Source organism: Massilia sp. 05N420 (assembly GCF_056397205.1).
This window is the reverse complement of record NZ_JBFTMX010000002.1, coordinates 140,949-157,776: the sequence shown is the minus strand read 5'-3', so window position 1 is coordinate 157,776 and position 16,828 is coordinate 140,949. Positions and strand designations below refer to the sequence as shown.

Below are 16,828 nucleotides of genomic sequence, written 5' to 3'. Positions count from 1 at the left end.
AGCCAACTGAGCCTCGGAAGCTTATAATATCGGGCTAAAGCACTGATCCAACAGCACTTATGCAACCGACCCCCTACGTTAACATCGCCGCCTACAAATTCGTCTCCCTCGACAACCTGGAAGAGCTGCGCCCGCAATACCAGGCGCTGTGCAATGAGCTCGGGCTCAAGGGCACGGTGCTGCTGACGCCGGAAGGCATCAACATGTTCGTGTCCGGCACCCGGGAACACATCGACCGCTACCTGGACTGGGTGCGCAGCGACCCGCGCCTGGCCGACCTGGAATGGAAGGAAAGCCTGTCGGCGGAGCAGTCACACCGCCGCATGCTGGTGCGGATCAAGAAGGAAATCATCACCATGCGAATGCCGCTCATCAAGCCAGAGCTGGGCCGCGCCCCGTCGGTCGATCCGAAGACGCTCAAGCGCTGGCTCGATCAGGGCCACGATGACGATGGCGTGCCGGTCGTGATGATGGAAACGCGTAACGCCTTCGAAGTCGATGTCGGCACCTTCGACAATACGCTCGACTACCGTATCGACAAGTTCAGCGAGTTCCCGGACGTCGTGGCGAAGCACAAGGATGAACTGCAGGGCAAGACCGTGGTGACCTTCTGCACCGGCGGCATCCGTTGCGAAAAAGCCGCAATTCACATGCAGAACATCGGATACGACCGTGTCTACCAGCTCGACGGCGGCATCCTGAAGTATTTCGAGGAAGTCGGCGGCGACCATTACACGGGCGATTGTTTCGTGTTCGACTACCGTACCGCCCTGAATCCGAAGCTGGAGCCGACCGAGACCGCCCAATGCTTCGCCTGCCGCGCGGTGGTCACGCCGCGCCAGCAATTGGCGCCGGAATATGTCTTGGGCGTGTCCTGCCCGCATTGCGCTACCAAGGCGGCAGGCCTCTGAACACAAACGCTCCCGGCTGCGGTCAGTCAGCGGGAGCGTCATCTGGTCCTTTTCACCGTGGATGCGTCATGCACCGCACGGCGCGCAGCGCCAAATTACACCACGATGTGCGGTGCATCGACACCTTGGGCCGAGCCAACGATCTGGGCAATTGTGTCATCGATCACACCGGGGTCGCGTGCCGCGGCGGCGCTCTGGAGATCATGGATCGAGCCGATCAGGCCGTGGGCGATGTCGAATGCTTTCGGATTCAGGTACGCAGCGATCTCGGCCTGCGTATCGATATGCTTGGTGAACTCGGTTGCGACCGCGACACGTCCGTTGAACACCAGGGCGTCCGCTGACTGCGCATCTGCCACCATCTTCATCACCACGTTGTCGACCGTAATCCAGCCCCAGTTGAGCGCGTCGGTCCAGAACTTGATGCCCTCCGCGTCACCCTGTCGGCCGAAGGTGTTCTCGTATACCTTTTCCACGACGGCCTGGTTGCCCATGCCGCCGTAATTGGTCTGGTATTCCGCGGATGCGGCAAAGTCCTTCGAGATTTGCGTCAGCACATTGGGATTGATATTCATGGCATCGACCCAGAACTTCAGGCCTTCGGGATCGGCTGGGCGCCCGAAATATTCGACGTACAGTTTTTGTATCGCAGTGACATTGTCTGCCATCGCAGCCTCCTTTTCGAAAATGTAAATTTATTCTACATGACTAAAAAAATAAGGCGCGCATCGCACACAACAGTGCTCTATCACATTCCGATAAACACTATTTCTCGACGGAAGTAATCACTTACATTTCCGACTCTAAATTGTTAAATTATTAAAGTTTCAAACAATATAAAAGCCCCCGGCGATTGGCGGGTTTTACGTGGGTCCGGAATCTGTCGCGGTTCAGCGGAAGTAGGCTGCGACCTCGCGCACGGCGCTCTCGTCGAGCATGCCTGCCGCGGCGCGCAGGCGCACCAGGTTGATCAGGTAGTTGTAGCGTGCCTGCGCCAGGTCGCGCTGGCTGGTGTACAGCTGCTGCTGGGCGTTCAGCAGGTCGAGGTTGATGCGCACCCCGCCCTTGATGCTCTGCTCGGTGGCAGTCATCAAGAGCTTGCCGGATTCCACCGCCTTCTCGAGCGCAGCGATCTTGGCGATGCTGTTCTGCACTTGATCGTAGGACTTGCGCATCTCGACCAGGATGCGGTTGCTTCGCACGTCGAGGTCGGCCTTGGCGCGTTCGTAGCCCGCGGCCGACTGGCGCGTCGCGGCATTGACGGCGCCGCCCTGATAGATCGGAATGTTCACCTGTACACCGACGGTCCGGTTGACCGTATTCTGGTTGTAAGTGTTGAGGGACTCGGCATCGCCTTTACTGTATGCCGCCACGAAGTCGACGCGCGGGTAATGCCCTGCTTTCTGACGCTGGATGTCCAGCCTTTGATTCTCGACCACCAGGCGCGCCGCGGCCAGTTCCGGATTGTTGGCGATGGCGCTCTGCCGCCATTCCTCGAAGCCCTTCAGGGGCAAGCTCGCGAAGTGGAAATCCGGGCCGAGCTTGTCCAGCGTGCCCGGTTCCATGCCGATCACCCCCGCCAGGGTATTGCGCGCGGCGGTGGCGTTGTCCTGCGCCTCGATCAGCTGGGCCTCGGCGAGGTCCAGGCGGGCCTGGGTCTCGATCATGTCGGTCCGGGTACCCTCGCCTTTCTCGAACAGGCGCTGGTTGACCTTCTGCTGCTCGGCATACACGTTGCGCTGGACCTGGGACAGCTCGACTTGGTCTTCGGCAAACAGCGCGTCGGCGTAGGCGCTGATGACGCGGATGATGACGTCATTGGTATTCGCCTCGAACTGCCTGGCGCCCTGCGCGGCCTGCACTTTGCCCTGGCGGTAGCGCGCGATTGCGTCCAGACTCAGGATAGGCTGGCGGACCTGGACGACGGTCGAGCGGCTGATGTAATGCGGATGGGTAGGCGGCGTTTCGCCAAGCGGGGTCAGGTAAGTCAAATCGGCGTTGTTGCGGCTCCCGGAAAAACTGGCCGACACCTGGGGCAGCAGGCCTGAACGCCCCAGCACCGCACTTTCCTTGGCCGCCTCGCTTTCCCAGAAATTCATCCGGTAGGCCGGGTCGTTCTTCAGCGCCGCTTCATAGGCCTGCTGCAGGCTGACCGCGCCGGCACCGCCGGATGCGGCGGCCAGCACGACGGCCGCCATGGCGAGGACTGTCCGGCGCAGCGCGCTGGCACCTTGAATAGCCTTCGCCATGATCAATCCTCGCTCATCGACGAATGGGCCCGGTCGAACACCGGTTTGAGCAGGTAGCTCATCATGGTGCGCTCACCGGTCTTGACGAACAGTTCCACCGGCATGCCGGGACGGATGTCCATCTTGTGCCGGTCGATCATCTTCGCGCCTTTCGGCGACACCTTCACGCGCACGCGGTAGAACGCGGCACCGGTGCGCTCGTCGACGGCGCGGTCGGCGGATACCGTCTCCACCACGCCCGGGATGTGCGGGGTGCGGTTGGTGTTAAAGGCCGAGAAAATCAGCTCGGTCGGCAGGCCCTCATGCACCTTGTCGACCAGGTTGACCGGCAACTGGCCCTCGACGATCAATGGGTCGCCGGACGGCACGATGTCCATCATCTTGAAGCCGGCCGGCACCACGCCGCCGTTGGTGAACACCGCCAGGCCGACCACGGTGCCGCTGACCGGCGCCTTGACGTCCACGTTTGCCAATTCGAACTGCTGGGTGCTCATGCGCGCGCCCTGGGCTTCCGCTTCTTTCTGGGTTTCGGCCAGCGCGGTACGGACTTCTTTTTGGTAGTCCTGGGTACGCTGCGCCTTGCGCAGGGTCAGCTCCATGACCTGGCGCTGTGCCCGGCCGATGTTGCCAATATCTTCCGAAATCGCTCCTTGCAACTGGGCATAAGTACGCTCCAGCTCCAACAGGCGGTTGCGGGCCACATAGCCTTCCCTGGCCAGGTCGCGCATGCCCTCGAGCTGCTCCTTCAGGATGGCGACCTGGGCCTTCTTGCTGTCGCGCGATTCCTGCAGCCCCTGGATCTGGACCTTCAGGCCGGCGATGTTTTCGTCCACCCCGCCCAGTTCGTTCTGCAACGACGCCCGGCGCGAGGCCAGCAGCTGGGTCTGCAGCGTCATCATCTCGGCCACTTTCGGATCGCTGCCGCGCTTGGTCAGCTCCTCCGGAAAACGGATGCTCTTCAAGCCGTCACGCTCGGCGATCAGGCGCGCCTCGGTGGCGCGCGCGCTCAGGTACTGGGCTTCGGTCATGTCGAGCCCGGCTTGCGCGTTGACGGCATTCATGCGCACCAGCACCTGACCGGCTTTCACCACGTCGCCGTCCTTGACGAGGATTTCCTGGATGGTGCCGCCGGTCTGGTGCTGCACCGCCTTGCGGTTCGATTCCGCCGCCACGGTGCCGGACATCGGCACGCCCTTGTCGAGCGGCGCGAACGAGGCCCAGACCAGGAAGCCGGCCACACCCAACAGCACGATCAGCCAGCCGATGCGCGCAAAGACACGGGCATCGGTATTGACGGTCAACGGAGCAAGGTCATGGCTGATGACTTCGGTAGCGCCGCTCTTCTGCGTATCCTTCGATTGGACGAGCTTCATTACTTGCTTCCTTGTTCGGTCGTTGCGGCGGCCGCAGCGGCCTGAGCCTGAGCCTGGGCCTGCGCTTGAGCTTGGGCCTGAGACTGTTGTACGGCCTGCTGCTGCGCCATCGCCTTCTGTGTTGCTTCCTGCAGTGCGGCCAGTACCTGATTGGTCGGCCCGAACATCTGGGCGGCGCCATCGCGCAGCAGCAGAAGCTTGTTGGTGACGCCGATAATGCTGTTCCGGTGCGTGATGAGCACGATGGTCTTGCCGCGGCGGCGCAGGTCGAGAACGGCCTGCACCAGTGCCTGCTCACCCACCTCGTCGAGGTTCGAGTTCGGCTCGTCCAGCACGATCAGGGCCGGGTCCCCGTACATTGCGCGGGCCAGGCCCAGGCGCTGTTTCTGGCCGCCGGAAAGCCCGGCGCCGCCGTCGCCCAGCGGGGTGTCGTAACCCTTGGGCAAGTGCAGGATCATGTCGTGGACGCCGGCGCGCTTGGCCGCCTCGACCACTTTTTCGGCGTCCAGTTCGCCGAAGCGTGCGATGTTGTCGCTGACGGTACCGCCGAACAGTTCGATATCCTGCGGCAAGTAGCCGATGCTCGGGCCAAGCTCGCCCTTGTTCCAGGCATGGATGTCGGCGCCATCCAGGCGCACTTTGCCCATCATGGCCGGCCACACGCCCACCAGCAGCCGCGCCAGCGTCGATTTGCCGGACCCGGACGGTCCGATCACGCCCAGCGCATCGCCGGGGGCGATACCGAAGGACATACCCTTGACCACGGCCTGATTGCTGCCCGGCGGCGCGGCGGTGACGCCTTCCACGGTCAGGATGCCTTGCGGCTTCGGCAGCTCCATGCCGGCGCTGCGCTCCGGGTTTGCGGACAATAACGCGGTCAGGCGCTCGTAGGCGCTGCGGGTGCTCGCCCACGACTTCCACACCGCGATCACCTGCTGCACCGGCGCCAGCGCGCGGCCGACCAGGATCGAGGCGGCGATCATCATGCCCGGGGTGATCTTGCCCTCGACGGCCAGCAAAGCGCCGAAACCGAGCACCAGCGACTGCAGCGAAACCTGCACGAACTTCGTGATCGCGCCGACGATGCCGGCTTTCTGGCTGGCTTCGGCCTGCAGATTCAGGAAGCGGCTGTGCAGCTTGAACCAGCGGCCCATCAGATTCGGCAGCATGCCCATCGATTCGATGACTTCGGCGTTGCGCAGGTTGTTGGTCGCCAGGGTGCTGGCGGCGATCGCCATGGCATTGGCCTCGCTGAGCGGCGCGTGCGACACCTTTTCGTTGATGACGGCCAGTGCTATCAGGACGGCGGTGCCGCACAGGGCGAATACGCCCAGCCAGGGTTCGAAGAAGAAAATGACGATCAGGTAGAACGGGAACCACGGCGCGTCGAAGAACGCGAACAGGGCGTTGCCGGTCAAAAACTGGCGCAGGTTGGTCAGGTCATTCAAGGCCTGGCCCGCATTGCCGCCCGCCTTCTTGAGGTTCTGCTCGAAGGCGGCGGTATAGACGCGCTTGTTGAGCAACATATCGAACCTGGCGCCGACGCGCACCAACACGAAACTGCGCATCATTTCGAGCGCGGACATGAACACGTAGGCGCCGAGCATCATCAAGGTCAGCATCAACAGCGTGATCTCATTGCGGCTCGCCAGCACACGGTCATAGACTTGCAGCATGTACAGGGAGGGCACCAGCGCCAGCAGGTTTGTGACGGCACTGAAAGTGCCGACAGTCACGAACGTACTTTTGAAGCCCCGCAGAGCGGTCTTGATCTCGTCTTGGGATTCGGATGGTTTATTGATCATTTTAGGCTGTCGTCAAAAGGCGCCTGTCGACTAAATTCACCATCATCGGCAGACGGGACATTATCACCCAAAATGCAAAATTCCCTTGGATTCTTGGGAGCAATGACGGAACCGGATCGGGTAACGGCATTCATTCCGAGGAACTGTAATGGCAAGATCAAAGCGAATTGTCAGCATTTGTCACCGGATTGCAGCACCAAGTATAAATTTGAAACAATTAGTAAATCGTAAATTATTGTGAAGCCTCATGTTATAATCGGCAACTTATCTTCGGGTTTTCACCCGAAACGGACGCGCGGCGTCTTACGCGCGGCGCCGATCCCGATGCCATGACCGAGCCCTTACACTTATGATTTCCCGTTCCATGCTGGACGGCGTCTGGCGCTACCGCGGATTCATCGCGGGCAGCGTACGCCGCGAATTCCAGACCAGGTACCGCAATTCCCTGCTCGGGGCCGCATGGACGATCCTGAACCCGCTGGCGATGATCGTCGTCTATACCGTCATCTTCTCCCAGGTGATGGGCAACCGGCTGCAGGGCAACTCCGGCCATTTCGCCTACAGTATCTACCTGTGCGCGGGCGTGCTGACCTGGGGCCTGTTCGCCGAGATCACCACGCGCGGCCAGAACGTCTTTCTCGAGAATGCCAACCTGATCAAGAAGCTTCAGTTCCCGCGGATCTGCCTGCCGATCGTCGTCGTCCTCAATTCCCTCGTCAATTTCGGTATCATTTTCGGGCTGTTCACGGTCTTTCTCGCGATCAGTGGCGCCTTTCCCGGCTGGACCTTCCTGGCCATGCTGCCGGTGCTGGCGGTGCAGGTGCTGTTCTCGATCGGCCTGGCCATGGTGCTGGGCGTACTGAACGTGTTCTTCCGCGACGTCGGCCAGTTCTTCGGCATCGTGCTGCAGTTCTGGTTCTGGTTCACGCCGGTCGTGTATCCGGTTACCGCCCTGCCCGGGCAATACCGCGCATGGCTGTCCCTGAATCCGATGGCGGCCGTGGTGCAGGCCTACCAGGGCATTCTGCTGAACGGCCAGCTGCCGGCCTGGCGCAGCCTGCTGCCGGTGACGGTGCTGGCGCTGCTGTTCTGCGCGCTTGGCATGCACCTGTTCCGCAAGCGCGCCGGCGAAATGGTGGACGAACTGTAATGGGCGCGATCAAAGTCACAGGCCTGGGCAAGGCCTATAAACAGTACGGCAACCGCTGGAGCCGTCTCGCCGAGTGGATCCTGCCCGGAGCCGGGCCGCGACACAAGCTGAAATGGGTCCTGCGGGACATCAATTTCGAGCTGGCGCCCGGCGACGCGGTCGGCATCATCGGCATCAACGGTGCCGGCAAGAGCACCCTGCTCAAGCTGATCACCGGCACCGCCCAGCCGAGCGCCGGCAGTGTCTCGATCGCCGGCAGCGTGGCCGCCCTGCTCGAATTGGGGATGGGCTTCCACCCCGATTTCACCGGCCGCCAGAACGTGTTCATGGCCGGCCAGCTGCTGGGCATCGCGGTTCACGAGATCGAGGCGCTGATGCCGGAGATCGAGGCCTTCGCCGAGATCGGCGACTACATCGACCAGCCGGTTCGGGTGTACTCGTCCGGCATGCAGATGCGCCTCGCTTTCAGCGTGGCCACGGTGCGGCGCCCGGACGTGCTGATCGTCGACGAAGCCTTGTCGGTGGGCGACGCCTACTTCCAGCACAAGAGCTTCGACCGCATCCGCGAATTCCGCAAGCAGGGCACGACGCTGCTGATCGTCAGCCACGACCGCGCCGCCATGCAGTCGATCTGCGACCGCGCGATCCTGCTCGACGGCGGCCGCCTGGCCAAGCAGGGCTCGCCCGAAGAGGTGATGGACTATTACAACGCCCTGATCGCGGAGCGCGAAGGCAGCACTGTCGAACAGGTCGCGACCCCCGAGGGCCGGGTCCAGACCACCTCGGGCAACGGCCGCGCCAACGTGATCGAGGTGGCCGTCGAAAACGAGGAGGGCCGCGCACTCGAGATCCTGAACGTCGGTGTGCCTGCCACACTGCGCATCCGCGTGCGGGTCAATGATGCCCTGCCGCGCCTGGTACTTGGCTACATGATCAAGGATCGCCTGGGCCAGGAGATCTTCGGCACCAATACCCACTTCCTCGACCATGCGCTGACCGAGCTCGCGCCAGGCGAAACCATCGACTACCGCTTCCGTTTCCCGCTCAATCTGGGGCCTGGCAGCTACTCGGTCACGACCGCACTGACGAGCAACGAAACCCACCTCGCCGACAACTACGAATGGCGCGACCTCGCCGCCATCTTCACCGTCGTGAACATGAACCGCCGCGAGTTCGTCGGCAGCAGCTGGCTGGAACCGCAAGTGGAGATCCAACGATGAATCACGCTTCGCCTGGCCAGACCCCGACCAAGCAGACTTCCTTCTACCGCGCCTTCGAGGACCGCTACCGCGGCTCGCGCGACATCATCAAGGACCGGTTGCGCGCCTATGCCCGCTTCACCGACCCACTGCGCGAACTGGCGGGCCGCCCCACCGCGCTCGACCTCGGCTGCGGTCGCGGCGAGTGGCTGGAACTGCTGGGCGAACGGGGTTTCGATGCCAGCGGCGTCGATCTCGACGAGGGCATGCTGGCCGCTTGCCGCGAGCGCGGGCTGGCCGCCAGCCACGGCGACGCGCTGGCCGCCCTGCGCTCGCGCCCCGACGCCAGCCTGGCGCTGGTCTCGGCCTTTCACCTGGTCGAGCACTTGCCCTTCGACCTGGTGCGGGAGCTGATCGCCGAAGCGCTGCGCGTGCTGCAGCCGGGCGGCCTCCTGATCATGGAAACACCGAATCCGGAAAACCTGACGGTCGGCGCCACCAGCTTCTACCTCGATCCCTCGCACCTGCATCCGCTGCCGCCGGGACTGCTCGGCTTCGCGGCCGAGCACGCGGGATTCGCGCGCCAGCGCATCGTCCGCCTGCAGGAAGACCCGAACCTGCACACCGATTCCCAGGTCGGCCTGATCACCGTGCTGGCGGGCGTCAGTCCCGATTACGGCGTGGTCGCGCAGAAGGCCGCCGATGCCGCCGCGCTGGCCCCGTTCGATGCCGCCTTCGCTTCGTCCATGGGCATCACCCTGGGCCAGCTGGCGCTGCGCTACGAGGAGCAGATGGCCCGGCAGCACGCCGAGATCCACCAGATCCTGGCACGCATCGAGCGTCATGGAACCCAGCTGGCGGCCGAGAACCAGGAAGCCCGCCGGCAGCTGGGCGAACTCCACCAGCTGATCGACGAGGCGCGCCAGCATGCCGGGCGCCAGGACGAACGCATTGCCCACGTGGACGAGCGCATGGTCCGCGTGGACGAGCGCATTGCCCATGTGGAGGCGCATGCGGCGGAGATGTCGCAACGCGTGGTCGACCTGCTGTCGAGCACATCGTGGAAGATCACCGAGCCGATGCGGCGCGTGATGGCGGTTGCCTACCGGCTGCGCAATGCCCAGCGCGAAGGCCGCCTGGGCAGCGCGGCGAAATCGCGCCTGCTGCGCCTGACCCGCCGCGCCGGCGGCGCGGTATTACGCCGGCCTGCCCTGAAGCGCGGAGTGCGCGCCGTGCTGCGCAAGGTGCCGGCGCTGGAGTCGCGCCTGTACACGCTCATGCTGGACAACAGCGGCGCCACCCGCCTGGTGCTGGACGAGGAACCGGGCGAGCTGTCGCCGCGCGCGGCGCGCATCTACCGCCAATTGAAACAGGAACAAGCAAGGATGAACAATGCGGATCGTCATTGATCTTCAGGGCGCCCAGTCCGAAAGCCGCTTCCGCGGCATCGGCCGCTATTCGCTCGGCCTGGCGCTCGGCATGGCGCGCAACGCCGGCGGGCACGAGATCTGGCTGGCGCTGAACGCTGCCCTCGGCAACGCCATCGACGATATCCGCCAGGCCTTCGCCGGCCTGGTCCCGCCGGAACGCATCTGCGTGTTCGACATTGCCGGCCCCACGGCCGAAGCGCTGGCCGGCAACGGGCCGAACGCACGCGCCAGCGAGCTGCTGCGCGAATATGCGATCGCGCAGCTGCAGCCCGACGCGGTGGTGATCACCAGCCTGTTCGAAGGCTATGTGGACGACGCCGTGGTCTCGGTCGGCCGCTTCGCCGACGGCGCCGCCACTGCGGTGGTGCTGCACGACCTGATTCCCTTCCTGAACCCGGAGCAGTACCTGCCCCGGCCCGAGCAGCGCAGCTACTACGAGCGCAAGATCGCGTCGCTGCGCCGGGCCGGCCTGCTGCTGTCGAATTCCGAGCACTCGCGCCAGGAAGCGATCGCCGCGCTGGACTTCGATCCGGCGCGTATCGTGACCGTCTCGACCGCCGTCGACGAACGCTTCCATCCGGCCGAACTCGAGCCGGGCCGGCTGGCGGCACTGCTGGGCCGCTTCGGTATCGCGCGCGCGGCGATCATGTGCGCACCCGGCGGATTCGACGCACGCAAGAACATCGACGGCCTGATCGCCGCCTACGGCATGCTGCCGGCGCCACTGCGCGCGGCGCACCAGCTGGTCCTGGCGGGCAAGATCAACGAGGGCGAGCGCCAGCGCCTGGACGACCTGGCGCGCCGCCACGGCCTGGCCGCCGACGAGCTGGTGCTGACCGGCTATGTCAGCGACGCCGAGCTCATCGACCTGTACCGCAGCGCAGCGCTGTTCGTGTTCCCCTCGCTGCACGAGGGCTTTGGCTTGCCGGTGCTGGAGGCGATGGCCTGCGGCGCCCTCGTGATCGGGGCGGACAGCACCAGCATCCCGGAAGTGGTCGGCAATCCGGAGGCGCTGTTCGATGCCCGCAATCCGGCCTCGATCGCGGCCAGGATCGGGCAGGTGCTCGGCGACCCCGCGCTGCAGCAGCGCCTGCGCGAACACGGCGTGGTCCAGGCCCGCAAGTTCAGCTGGGACCACAGCGCCCGCCTTGCGATCGCCGCGCTCGAAGCCGACGTGGCGGCGCGCGCAGCCGCCACGCCGGCCGCCATGGTGGCGGGAAAGCCGCGGATCGCCTTCCTCTCGCCGCTGCCGCCGGAACGCACCGGCGTGGCCGACTACGCCGTGCGGGTGCTGCCGGCGCTGCTGCCGCACTTCGAGGTCGAGCTGATCGTCAACCAGGCCGAGGTCGCGCTGCCGCCCGAGCTGACGCATCTGCCCCACCACCCGCTGGCCTGGCTCGACCAGCATCCGGAGCGTTACCGGCACATCGTCTACCAGTTCGGCAACAGCCCCTTCCACAGCCACATGATGCAGCTGCTGCAGCGCCATCCGGGCGTGGTGGTGCTGCACGACTTCTTCCTCAGCAGCATGCTGTCGTACGAGCAGATCAGCGGTGCCATGCCCGGCGCGTGGACGCGCAGCCTGCTCCATTCGCATGGCTACGCGGCGGTACGCGCCAGTATCGAACCGGGTGGCGTCGACCGCGCCAAGGAAGACTATCCCTGCAACCTCGAGATACTGCAGGATGCCTCGCACGTGATCGTGCACTCCGAGTACGCGCGCCAGCTGGCGCGCGACTGGTACGGTCCGGAAGCGGGCCGCGACTGGAGCCCGGCCCAGCTGCCGCGCGCGGTGCCGTCCGAAAACGACCGTGCCACGGCCAGGCGCGCGCTCGGCATCGCCGACGACGCCTTCCTGGTCTGCAACTTCGGCTTCGTCGCCCCCACCAAGCACTGCATGGAACTGCTGCAAGCCTGGCTGGCATCCGGCCTGCGCGACGACGCCCGCTGCCACCTGGTCTTCGTCGGCGCCAACCATGGCGGCGACTACGGACGCGAGCTGCTCGACACCATCGCGGCCGCCGGCGCCGGCAAGAACGTGCGCATCTCCGGCTGGACTTCGGACGAGGATTATTTCCGCTACCTGCAGGCGGCCGACCTCGGCGTCCAGCTGCGCACCAGTTCGCGCGGCGAGACCTCGGGCACGGTCCTCGACTGCATGATCTACGGCTTGCCGGTCATCGTCAACGCCAACGGCGCGATGGCCGAATTCCCGCACGACGCCGTGTGGATGCTGCCGGACCTGTTCAGCCGGCAGCAGCTGGTCGAGGCGCTCGAGACCCTGCGCGCCGACGACGCCCGCCGCCTGGCGCTGGGCACCGCCGGCTTCGCGCTGATGGGTACCCGCAACAGCCCGGAACGCGTCGGCGCGATGTACAAGGAAGCGCTCGGGCGCGACGCGGTCCGCCAGCGGCACGGCCGCCATGCGTTGTTCCGCGCGTTGCTGCAGACGCCCGGCCTGGACGACGGCGATGCGACGCTGCAGCGCCTGGCGCGCTGCATTTCCCGCGCCCCCGACCCGTTGCAGCCGCGCCAGTTGCTGCTGGACGTGACGACGATCGCGCGCCACGACCTGAAGACCGGAATCGAGCGCGTGGTGCGCAACCAGCTGCTCGAACTGTTGCAGCTGCGCGCCATCGGCTACCGGGTGGAGCCGGTATATCTCGACAGCGCCGAAGGCCAGCCGCAATACCGCTATGCGCGCAACTACGCGGCGCGCCTGCTCGGTATCGAACAGGTGCTGGAGGGCCAGGACCCGGTGGTCGACGTGCTCGCCGGCGATATCTATTACTGCGCCGACCATTCCCCGCACGCGGCGATGGAAGCCGCGAAGAGCGGCCTGTACGCGGCCTGGCGCGCGCGCGGCGTAAGCATCAATTTTGTGGTGTACGACCTGCTCCCCGTGCTGCGTCCGGACTTTTTCCCGCCGCGCGCCGACATTATCCACGCCACCTTCCTCGACTGCGTGGCGGGCGAAGCCGACCGCATGATCTGCATCTCGCAAGCCGTGTGCGACGACCTGGCCGCCTGGCTGGACCGCCGTGTCCGCGAGGCCGGCATCCAGCGCCGTCCGAACCAGCTGCTGACGGCGCTTCATCTGGGCGCCGACCTCGAACTCGAGCAGCCGCACGGCGCCGCGTCCGCGCCGCTGGTTGAGCACGTCGCCGCCCGCCCCAGCTTCCTGATGGTCGGCACGATCGAGCCGCGCAAGGGCCACCTGCAGGCGATCGAAGCATTCGAACTGCTGTGGGCCGCGGGCGTCGACGTCAACCTGGTCATCGTCGGCCGCGAAGGCTGGAAGCCGCTGCCGGATGCGGACCGGCGCACCCTGCCGCGCATCATGGAACGCCTGCGCGGCAGTCCGGAACTGGGCCGCCGCCTGCTGTGGCTGGAGGGCATCGACGACGATACCCTGCAACAGGTCTACCTGGCCAGCACCTGCCTGCTGTCCCCGAGCGAAGGCGAAGGCTTCGGCCTGCCGCTGATCGAAGCGGCCCACCACGGCCTGCCGCTGCTGGTGCGCGACTTGCCGGTGTTCCGTGAAGTGGCCGGCGAGCATGCGCGCTACTTCTCGGGCCTGGACGGCGAATCGCTGGCCGCCGCCGTACGCGAGTGGCTGGCGCTGCACGCGGACGGACGGCAACCGCCGTCCCGCGGCATGGCCTGGATGACCTGGCAGGAACAGGCACGAGCCCTGCTCGCCCTGCTGACCGCGCCGTCCACGGAGCACCAGTCATGAAGCGCTGGTATCGGGACGGCGCCAACGGTCCGCTGGGCCTGGCCGTGGCGGCGCTGCTGAGCCTGGGCTATGCCCTGTGGCTGTACAAGTATCCGGTGCTGCGCGGAACCTCGCCCTTCTGGTGGCGCGAGGACGCCGACATCACCCAGTACCTGGCCGGCTTCAATGCCTTCGTCCACGAGCCCTGGCACTGGCCGCTATTGCACATGACGTCGCTGAACGCGCCCGAAGGCACCTACGCCACCTTCCTCGACACGGTTCCGCTGTACGCCTTGTTCCTGAAACTGGTGCATCCGGGCGCGGGTTACTGGAATCCCTACGGCCTGTGGATCGCGCTGTGCTTCACGCTGCAGGGCGTGGGCGCGTGGTGGATCTGCCGTGAAGCAAAGATACGCAGCTGGCCGGTGCTGGTGGCGCTGGCGCTGCTGCTGGCCTGCTTCCCGGCGTTCACCCGCCGCATTCCGCACACCAGCCTGATGTCGCAATGGCTGCTGCTGTTCGCGCTGGCGCTCTACCTGCGCAGCGGCCGCATGTTGCGCCTGGCAACCTGGCCATGGGTGGCGCTGATCGTCGGCGCCTTCTACATCAACATCTACCTGTTCGTGATGGTTTCGAGCGTGTTCGCCGCCGACGTGTTGCGCGAAGCGCTGCGCAGGCCCGACAGGCGCGCCTCCCTGCAGCGCGCCCTGCTGGCGCCAGTGCTGGCATTCGGCCTGCTGTACCTGAGCATGTGGATCACCCTGCTGCCGCTGCCGCCGGGCGCCGCCAAGGGCGACTGGGGCTTCGGCTACTACTCGATGAACCTGCTGTCGCCGCTGAACGGCGGCATGCTGCTGCGCCTGGAACACCCCCAGGCCGCCGATACGCAAGGCGAAGGCCATAACTACCTCGGCATCTTCCTGCTGGCGCTGACGGTGGTCGTGTACCGGCTGCGCGCCCGTTCCGACCCGGCGTTCTGGCGCCGCCATGCCGCGCTGTTCGCCGTGCTGGTCATGCTGACGGTCTACGCCTTGTCGAACCGCGTATTCTTCGGCCCCACCCTCCTTTACACCGTATGGGTACCATCCGCGCTGGAACACCTGACCGCGACCTTCCGTTCGTCGGGCCGTTTCTTCTGGCCGGTCGGCTATGCGATCGTCGTATTCACGGTGCTCGGCGTGGCACGCTACATCAGGCCGCGGCCGGCCGCGGCGCTGCTCGCCGCCCTGGTGGCGCTGCAGTTGTGGGACCTGAAGCTGCACCATGAAAGCGTGCGCGCCGAAATTGCCCAGGGCGGCACCCAGGTCATCGATGCCGCGCACTGGGATGCGTTCCTCGGTCCGGGCGTACTGGCGCTGAATTATTACCCGCCGTCCCGCTGCGGCCAGTCGCCAGCGCACCGGACGCTGCTGCCGACGATGGTGTATGCAGTGAAACATGGCTATCCGCTGTCGACCGGCTACATTGCCCGCACGGCAAAGCCATGTACCGGCTACGACACCGACATCGCGCGCCTGCCTGCCAGTACCGCCGTCGTCTTCGAGAAAGAGACTTTCCCGGACCAGGGCGATGCCGAGCGGCTGATGGGCCATGACGCGACCTGCGCCGACATGCAGGCCGTGTTCCTGTGCAAGCGTAACCGTATTTCCCCTTCCCCTGAAAAGCCATGAAAAAACGCGTTTCGCTGATTGCGCCTTTTTATAACGAGGCAGGCAACGTAATGGAATTCTTCCGGCGCGTGGCCGCGGTGGCGGACAGCCTGCCGCAGTACAGCTTCGAGGTGGTGGCCGTCAATGATGGCAGCCGCGACAGTACCTGGGCCGATCTGCTGGAAGCCCGCGCTCGATATCCGTGGGCCCACCTGGTCGACCTGTCGCGCAACTTCGGCAAGGAAGCCGCCCTGACGGCAGGACTGGACCGTGCAGAGGGCGATGCCGTGGTGCCCATCGACTCGGACCTGCAGCATCCCCCCGAACTCCTGGCGCAGATGCTCGACCAGTGGGAGCGCGGCGCCGAGGTCGTGCTGGCGCGCCGTACCGACCGCGATGCCGACGGCAAGCTGCAAAAATTGTCGGCCACTTCCTTCTATCGCTTCCACAACAAGATCTCGGACGTGGAGGTGCCGATGGACGTCGGCGACTTCCGCCTGATGGACCGGCGGGTCGTGCTGGCGCTGCGCGAACTGCCGGAAAATCATCGCTTCATGAAAGGCTTGTTCGCGTGGGTGGGCTTCCGTACCGTGACGATTCCGTACGAGCATACGAAGCGCCATGCCGGCGCATCCAGTTTCAACTTCTGGAAATACTGGAACCTGGCGCTGGAAGGCATTACCAGCTTTTCGACGGCGCCGCTGAAAATCTGGACGTATATCGGACTCAGCGTTTCCTTCCTGGCTTTGCTGTATGCGACGATGATCGTAGTCCGGACCCTGCTGCATGGCATCGACGTGCCCGGCTACGCATCGCTGATGGCGGGCGGCATGTTCCTCGGCGGCGTACAACTGATCGGCATCGGCGTGCTGGGCGAATACGTGGGCCGCATCTATCATGAAGTCAAGCGCCGGCCGGTCTACCTCGTGCGTGAAGAACACACCCATGACGGGGCTTGAGCGGCTGCTGGCGCGCCATCGCGCCATGCTGATGTTCGGCCTGATCGGTCTCGCCAACACCCTGCTGCATTCCGGCGCGGTGATCGCCCTGGTCGAAACTGCGCTGGCCGGCCCAGTGCCGGCCAATGTGGCCGGTTTCGCCGTGGCAAATACCTTTTCCTTCTTCGCGAATTGCCGCTATACGTTCCGCCAGCCGCCGAGCTGGCTGCGCTACCGCAAGTTCCTGGCCGTTTCCCTGCTGAGCCTGGTCCTGACGGTCGCGCTGTCGGCGCTCGCCCAGGCCCTGCGCTGGCATTATCTCGCCGGCCTGCTGCTGGTCCTGCTCTGCGGTCCGGTGCTGACCTATGTGCTCCACAAGAGCGTTACCTTCCGTCACGCCGCCTGA

12 protein-coding genes are annotated in these 16,828 nt (G+C 65.1%); 8 read left to right on the top strand and 4 right to left on the bottom strand.

The window, feature by feature from the left end:
- Positions 1-59: 59 nt before the first annotated feature.
- Positions 60-911, top strand: coding sequence for a sulfurtransferase (locus tag AC1DIX_RS01755; protein WP_477321524.1), 852 nt, complete (start codon positions 60-62; stop codon positions 909-911).
- Positions 912-1,006: 95 nt separating this feature from the next.
- Here AC1DIX_RS01755 and AC1DIX_RS01750 read toward each other — a convergent pair whose 3' ends face one another.
- From AC1DIX_RS01750 to AC1DIX_RS01735, 4 genes are all read right to left on the bottom strand, one after another.
- Entirely contained in the window at positions 1,007-1,579 is a 573-nt protein-coding gene (locus AC1DIX_RS01750; protein WP_477321522.1) for a DUF4214 domain-containing protein, read from the bottom strand.
- Positions 1,580-1,801: 222 nt separating this feature from the next.
- Positions 1,802-3,160 (bottom strand): TolC family outer membrane protein, encoded by a 1,359-nt coding sequence (locus AC1DIX_RS01745; RefSeq protein ID WP_477321520.1) that lies wholly within the window; start codon positions 3,158-3,160, stop codon positions 1,802-1,804.
- 2 nt (positions 3,161-3,162) lie between these two features.
- Positions 3,163-4,533, bottom strand: a complete 1,371-nt coding sequence (locus AC1DIX_RS01740) for an HlyD family type I secretion periplasmic adaptor subunit (RefSeq protein WP_477321518.1) — start codon at positions 4,531-4,533, stop codon at positions 3,163-3,165.
- The gene (locus tag AC1DIX_RS01735; RefSeq protein ID WP_477321516.1) at positions 4,533-6,338 is read right to left on the bottom strand and encodes a type I secretion system permease/ATPase; all 1,806 of its coding nucleotides are present in this window, start codon (positions 6,336-6,338) and stop codon (positions 4,533-4,535) included. The genes AC1DIX_RS01740 and AC1DIX_RS01735 overlap by 1 nt, the downstream gene beginning before the upstream one ends.
- A 349-nt stretch (positions 6,339-6,687) precedes the next feature.
- On the opposite strand from AC1DIX_RS01735, the gene AC1DIX_RS01730 reads away from it, so the two are divergent.
- The 7 genes from AC1DIX_RS01730 to AC1DIX_RS01700 are packed head-to-tail and all read left to right on the top strand — an operon-like array spanning position 6,688 to position 16,828.
- Positions 6,688-7,488: an ABC transporter permease gene (locus AC1DIX_RS01730; RefSeq protein ID WP_477321514.1), complete on the top strand. Its 801-nt coding sequence runs from the start codon at positions 6,688-6,690 to the stop codon at positions 7,486-7,488.
- Positions 7,488-8,708 (top strand): ABC transporter ATP-binding protein, encoded by a 1,221-nt coding sequence (locus AC1DIX_RS01725; protein WP_477321512.1) that lies wholly within the window; start codon positions 7,488-7,490, stop codon positions 8,706-8,708. Before AC1DIX_RS01730 ends, AC1DIX_RS01725 begins: the two co-directional genes overlap by 1 nt.
- Positions 8,705-10,096 (top strand): class I SAM-dependent methyltransferase, encoded by a 1,392-nt coding sequence (locus tag AC1DIX_RS01720; protein ID WP_477321510.1) that lies wholly within the window; start codon positions 8,705-8,707, stop codon positions 10,094-10,096. Before AC1DIX_RS01725 ends, AC1DIX_RS01720 begins: the two co-directional genes overlap by 4 nt.
- Positions 10,080-13,856 (top strand): glycosyltransferase, encoded by a 3,777-nt coding sequence (locus AC1DIX_RS01715; RefSeq protein ID WP_477321508.1) that lies wholly within the window; start codon positions 10,080-10,082, stop codon positions 13,854-13,856. Before AC1DIX_RS01720 ends, AC1DIX_RS01715 begins: the two co-directional genes overlap by 17 nt.
- Positions 13,853-15,505 carry a DUF6311 domain-containing protein gene (locus tag AC1DIX_RS01710; RefSeq protein ID WP_477321506.1) on the top strand — a complete coding sequence of 551 codons (1,653 nt, stop codon included), beginning with the start codon at positions 13,853-13,855 and terminating at the stop codon, positions 15,503-15,505. Before AC1DIX_RS01715 ends, AC1DIX_RS01710 begins: the two co-directional genes overlap by 4 nt.
- Complete coding sequence (locus AC1DIX_RS01705; protein WP_477321504.1) at positions 15,502-16,443, top strand: glycosyltransferase family 2 protein; 942 nt, start codon at positions 15,502-15,504, stop codon at positions 16,441-16,443. Before AC1DIX_RS01710 ends, AC1DIX_RS01705 begins: the two co-directional genes overlap by 4 nt.
- Positions 16,430-16,828 (top strand): GtrA family protein, encoded by a 399-nt coding sequence (locus AC1DIX_RS01700; protein ID WP_477321502.1) that lies wholly within the window; start codon positions 16,430-16,432, stop codon positions 16,826-16,828. Before AC1DIX_RS01705 ends, AC1DIX_RS01700 begins: the two co-directional genes overlap by 14 nt.